This is a genomic window from Halomonas sp. (assembly GCF_014859505.1).
Taxonomy (GTDB): Bacteria; Pseudomonadota; Gammaproteobacteria; order Pseudomonadales; family Halomonadaceae; genus Halomonas.
The window spans coordinates 1-5,275 of sequence record NZ_JACUUD010000159.1; the positions used below are offsets into that span (position 1 = coordinate 1).

5 protein-coding genes are annotated in these 5,275 nt (G+C 68.8%); 1 reads left to right on the plus strand and 4 read right to left on the minus strand.

Annotation, left to right across the window (positions count from 1 at the left end):
- Nucleotides 1-54: 54 nt before the first annotated feature.
- The 3 genes from fba to IBX53_RS14300 form a co-directional block, all read right to left on the minus strand.
- On the minus strand, nucleotides 55-1,119 hold the full coding sequence (gene fba, locus IBX53_RS14290) for a class II fructose-bisphosphate aldolase (RefSeq protein ID WP_290910500.1): 1,065 nt from the start codon (nucleotides 1,117-1,119) through the stop codon (nucleotides 55-57).
- Between the two features lie 89 nt (nucleotides 1,120-1,208).
- On the minus strand, nucleotides 1,209-2,378 hold the full coding sequence (locus tag IBX53_RS14295; protein ID WP_290910503.1) for a phosphoglycerate kinase: 1,170 nt from the start codon (nucleotides 2,376-2,378) through the stop codon (nucleotides 1,209-1,211).
- A 13-nt stretch (nucleotides 2,379-2,391) separates the two neighbouring features.
- Nucleotides 2,392-3,489, minus strand: coding sequence for a glyceraldehyde 3-phosphate dehydrogenase NAD-binding domain-containing protein (locus IBX53_RS14300; RefSeq protein WP_290910506.1), 1,098 nt, complete (start codon nucleotides 3,487-3,489; stop codon nucleotides 2,392-2,394).
- Nucleotides 3,490-3,782: 293 nt separating this feature from the next.
- Here IBX53_RS14300 and IBX53_RS14305 point away from each other — a divergent pair, with 293 nt between their 5' ends.
- A complete protein-coding gene (locus tag IBX53_RS14305) occupies nucleotides 3,783-4,835 on the plus strand; it encodes a class I fructose-bisphosphate aldolase (RefSeq protein WP_290910509.1) in 1,053 nt (350 codons plus the stop codon).
- Nucleotides 4,836-4,948: 113 nt separating this feature from the next.
- On the opposite strand, the gene IBX53_RS14310 is transcribed toward IBX53_RS14305, so the two are convergent.
- The coding region (locus IBX53_RS14310; protein WP_290910512.1) for a transketolase C-terminal domain-containing protein at nucleotides 4,949-5,275 on the minus strand (327 nt) is incomplete at its 5' end.

Below are 5,275 nucleotides of genomic sequence, written 5' to 3' on the forward strand. Positions count from 1 at the left end.
CCCTTGGGCCGCCCCTTCTGTCGCCTGGCTGCCTGACGGGCAGGCGTCAGCGCCTCACTTCACCTTGGGGGCAAGCTCCCCGCTCTCGTAGCGGCCGACCATGGCCTCGAGGCTGATGGGCTTGATCTTCGAGGCGTGGCCGGCGGTGCCGAAGGCCTCGTAGCGCGCGATGCAGACGTCGCGCATGGCGGAGACGGTCTCCTTGAGGAACTTGCGCGGGTCGAACTCGCTGGGGTGCTCGGCCAGGAAGCGGCGCACTGCGCCGGTGGAGGCCAGGCGCAGGTCGGTGTCGATGTTCACCTTGCGCACGCCGTGCCGGATGCCCTCGACGATCTCCTCGACAGGCACCCCGTAGGTCTCGGGGATCTCGCCGCCGAAGCGATTGATCACCTCGAGCCACTCCTGGGGCACCGAGGAGGAGCCGTGCATCACCAGATGGGTGTCGGGGATGCGGGCGTGGATCTCCTTGATGCGCTGGATGGAGAGGGTGTCGCCGGTGGGCGGCTTGGTGAACTTGTAGGCGCCGTGGCTGGTGCCGATGGCGATGGCCAGGGCATCCACGCCGGTGGCCTTGACGAAGTCGGCGGCCTCCTCCGGGTCGGTGAGCAGCTGTTCCATGTCCAGCTTGCCCTCGGCGCCGATGCCGTCCTCCTCGCCGGCCATGCCGGTCTCCAGGCTGCCCAGGCAGCCCAGCTCGCCCTCCACGGAGACGCCACAGGCGTGGGCCATCTCCACGGTGCGACGGGTGACGTCGACGTTGTAGTCGTAGTCGGTGGGGGTCTTGCCGTCCTCGCCCAGCGAGCCATCCATCATCACCGAGGAGAAGCCGAGCTGGATGGAACGCTGACACACCCCGGGGCTGGTGCCGTGGTCCTGGTGCATGCACAACGGGATGTGCGGGAACTCCTCCACCGCGGCCAGGATCAGGTGGCGCAGGAAGGGGGCGCCGGCGTACTTGCGGGCACCGGCGGAGGCCTGGACGATCACCGGCGAGTCGGTGCGGTCGGCGGCTTCCATGATGGCGCGCATCTGTTCGAGGTTGTTGACGTTGAAGGCCGGAACGCCGTAGCCATACTCGGCCGCGTGGTCCAGCATCTGGCGCATGCTGATCAGTGCCATGGTGTTACCTTTTGCGGGGTCGCGGCGCCTGACGGCGCCGCGAGTCGGTCACAGGGAGTCGGTTGTGTAGAGGCGATCGCTGGAGTCTATCAGGCCCGCTCGGCGGCCGCCTCGAGGGCGGCCACCGCCGGCAGGGTCTTGCCCTCCACGTACTCGAGGAAGGCGCCGCCGCCGGTGGAGATGTAGGAGACCCGGTCCGCGATGCCGTACTTGTCGATGGCCGCCAGGGTGTCGCCGCCGCCGGCGATGGAGAAGGCGGGGCTCTCGGCGATGGCAAGGGCGATCACCTCCGTCCCCTTGCCGAACTGATCGATCTCGAACACGCCCACCGGGCCGTTCCACAGGATGGTGCCGGCGTCCTTGAGCATGGCGGCCAGCCGCGCGGCGGTCTCGGGGCCGATGTCGAGGATCATCTCGTCGTCGGTGACCTGATCCACCGGCTTGACGGTGGCGGTGGCGGATTCGGAGAACTCGGTGGCCACCACCACGTCCGTGGGCAGCGGAATCTCGACCTTCGCCATCAGGGCCTTCGCCTGGTCGAGCAGGTCGGCCTCATGCAGCGACTTGCCGACGTTGTGGCCCGCCGCGGCGATGAAGGTGTTGGCGATGCCGCCGCCCACGATCAGCTGGTCGCACTTCTCTGAGAGGGCATGGAGCACGTCGAGCTTGGTGGAGACCTTGGAGCCGCCGACGATGGCGGTCATCGGGCGTGCCGGGGTGGCCAGCGCCTTCTCCAGGGCGTCGAGCTCGGCGGCCAGCAGTGGGCCGGCACAGGCCAGCGGGGCGAAGCGGGCCACCCCGTGGGTGGAGGCCTGGGCGCGGTGGGCGGTGCCGAAGGCGTCCATCACGAAGATGTCGCACAGGGCGGCGTACTGCCGGGAGAGGGTCTCGTCGTCCTTCTTCTCGCCGCTGTTGAAGCGCACGTTCTCGAACAGCACCACCTCGCCATCGGCCAGGTCCAGGGCGGCGTCCAGGTAGTCGGCGATCAGGGTGACCGGTTGGCCCAGCAGTTCGCCCAGGTGCTCGGCCACCGGGGCCAGGGAGAACTCCTCGGCGGGCTCGCCCTCGGTGGGGCGGCCCAGGTGGCTCATCAGCATCACCCTGGCGCCGGCGTCGCGAGCGGCCTGGATGGTGGGCAGGGCGGCGCGCAGGCGGGCGTCGCTGGTCACCTTGCCGTGCTTGACGGGCACGTTCAGGTCCTCGCGGATCAGCACGCGCTGGCCGCTGAGGTCGAGGTCGGTCATCTTGCGCACGTTCATCGGGGCGTGGTCCTCATCTGGAAACCGGAAGGGGGCAGGGGGTGTCGAGGGGCAGGGCGGCCAGGCGCCGGCTGACATCGAGCATGCGACTGGCAAAGCCCCACTCGTTGTCGAACCAGCAGAGCAGCTTGATCAGTCGGCCGCCGGCCACCCGGGTCTGAGTGGCGTCCACGATACCGGAGCGCGGATCGTGGTTGAAGTCGACCGAGGCCACCGGTTCCGCGGTGAAACCGAGCAGCCCCGCCAGCCGCCCCCGGCTGGCCTCGGCGAGCAGGGCGTTGACCTCGGCAGCGTTGGTATCGCGGCGCACCGTGACGGCGATGTCCATGGCCGAGACGTTGATGGTCGGCACCCGTACGTGGAGACACTCGAAGCGCCCGGCCAGGTGCGGCATCAGGCGGTTGATGCCCAGCGCCAGGCCGGTGTCCACCGGCACGATGGAGTGCATCGCCGAGCGGGTCAGGCGCAGGTCGGTCTGATGGTAGGCGTCGATTACCGGCTGGTCGTTCATTGCCGAGTGGATGGTGGTGGTGACGCCGTGCTCGATGCCGAGGGCGTCGTCGAGCACGGTGAGCACCGGCACTAGGCAGTTGGTGGTACAGGAGGCCGCCGAGACGATGCGGTGGCCGGGGGCGAGCTCATGGTCGTTGATGCCGGTGACGATGGTGGCGTCGACATCGTTTTCTGCCGGCTGGGAGAAGAGCAGGCGGCCGGCGCCGGCGGCCAGGTGGCGCTGGGCGGTGGCGCGGTCCTTGAAGCTGCCGGAGCACTCCAGGACCAGGTCGACGCCGAGTTCGCGCCAGGGCAGGCGGTCCGGGTCGGGTTCGGAGAGTACCCGGATCTCGCGCCCGTCGATGCGCAGCCCCTCTCCGTTGCGCTCCACCGTCGCCGGAAAGCGGCCGTGGGTGGTGTCGTAGCGGGTCAGGTAGGCGATGGTGGCGAGGTCGGAGAGCTCGTTGATCGCGACGATCTCGAGGGCTGGTTCCAGGGCCGGGCCGGCGCCATCGGCCTGTTCGGCTCTCTGCTGCTCGGCTCTCTGTTGCTCAATCAGGGCGCGCAGCACGCACTGGCCGATGCGGCCGTAACCATTGATGGCGATGCGGTGGGCCATGGCGGTGGCGGGGGCTCCAGGTCGCGAGATGATAGGAAGAAAATGAAAGGCAGGATTCTAGCGTACTTCAGCCGACGAGTCCCGGCAGCCGCCAGGCCAGCGGCAGCAGCAGGGCGGTGAGGATGCCGGTAGGCTCATGCCCAGCGAGGCGAAGGCGCCGGCGGTGGAGCGATCGCTAACCGCGGGGCCCTTGTCCTCTCCTGGCGACAGGTTGCAAGGCCCGGCCCGCGATGGGTACGGTCATCCGCTACGCTGGGAATAGCGACGTCAACCCGACCAAGGAGAGGAACGCCATGACCGATATCGCCAACTGGCTCGGCGACGAGGCCGAGTCCCTGCTGACACACCAGTGCCGCGGCATCCCCCGGGACGGCCTGCACCTGCCGGGGCCCGACTTCGTCGGCCGGGTGGTGGCCGACAGTGATCGCCGCCCCGCCGTGATGCGCAACCTCCAGGCGCTGTTCGACCATGGCCGGCTGGGCGGCACGGGGTATCTCAGTCTGCTGCCGGTGGACCAGGGCATCGAGCACTCTGCCGGGGCCTCCTTCGCCCCCAACCCCCGCTACTTCGATCCGGCCAATATCGTCGAGCTGGCCATCGAAGGCGGCTGCAATGGCGTGGCTTCGACGCTGGGCGTGCTCGCCTCGGTGGCGCGCCGCTACGCCCACCGCATCCCGATGATGCTCAAGCTCAACCACAACGAGACCCTGAGCCATCCGGCGATCTACGATCAGACGCTGTTTGCCCAGGTCGAGCAGGCCTTCGACATGGGCTGTGTGGCGGTGGGGGCGACCATCTATTTCGGCTCCCACGAGAGCCGCCGGCAGATCATGGAGATCAGCGCGGCCTTCGAGCGGGCCCACGAGCTGGGCATGGTCACGGTGCTATGGGCCTACCTGCGCAACCCGGCCTTCAAGCAGGAGGGCAGCGACTACCACGTGGCGGCGGACCTCACCGGCCAGGCCAATCACCTGGCGGCGACCCTCAAGGCCGATATCGTCAAGCAGAAGCTGCCTGAGACCAACGGTGGCTACCGGGCCGTCGGCTTCGGCCACACCCACGACCGGGTCTACGACGCCCTGACCACGGACCACCCCATCGACCTGGCGCGCTACCAGGTGGCCAACTGCTTCATGGGGCGAGCCGGGCTGATCAACTCCGGTGGCGGCTCCAAGGGGGCCTCCGACCTGGCCGAGGCGGTGCGCACCGCGGTAATCAACAAGCGTGCCGGCGGCATGGGGCTGATCTCCGGGCGCAAGGCCTTCCAGAAGCCCATGGACGAGGGCGTGGCGCTGCTGCACGCCATCCAGGACGTCTACCTCGACCCGAACGTCACCATCGCCTGAGTCGGGTGGCGGGGTGCAGGAACAAGGGCGCACGAAAAAGGGCACGGCCAGCCGGCCGTGCCCTTCTCTATTGCGTCACGCCGCGTCACGCCGCGTCGCAGTGCCTGCGGCGCTCAGCCCTCGAGCAGTTCCCTGGCTTCCTTGACGACGTTCTCGACGGTGAAGCCGAAGTGCTTGAACAGGTCACCGGCCGGTGCGGACTCGCCGTAGGTGCTCATGCCGATGATGCGCCCTTCGAGGCCCACATACTTGTACCAGTAGTCGCGGTGGCTTGCCTCGATGGCGAGCCGCTTGGTGACGCTGGGCGGCAGCACGCTCTCGCGGTACTCGGCCTCCTGGCCGTTGAAGCGGTAGGTGGAGGGCATGGAGACCACGCGCACGGCGTGTCCCTGGCCGTCGAGTTCGGCGGCGGCGTCCATGGCCAGGCCGACCTCGGAGCC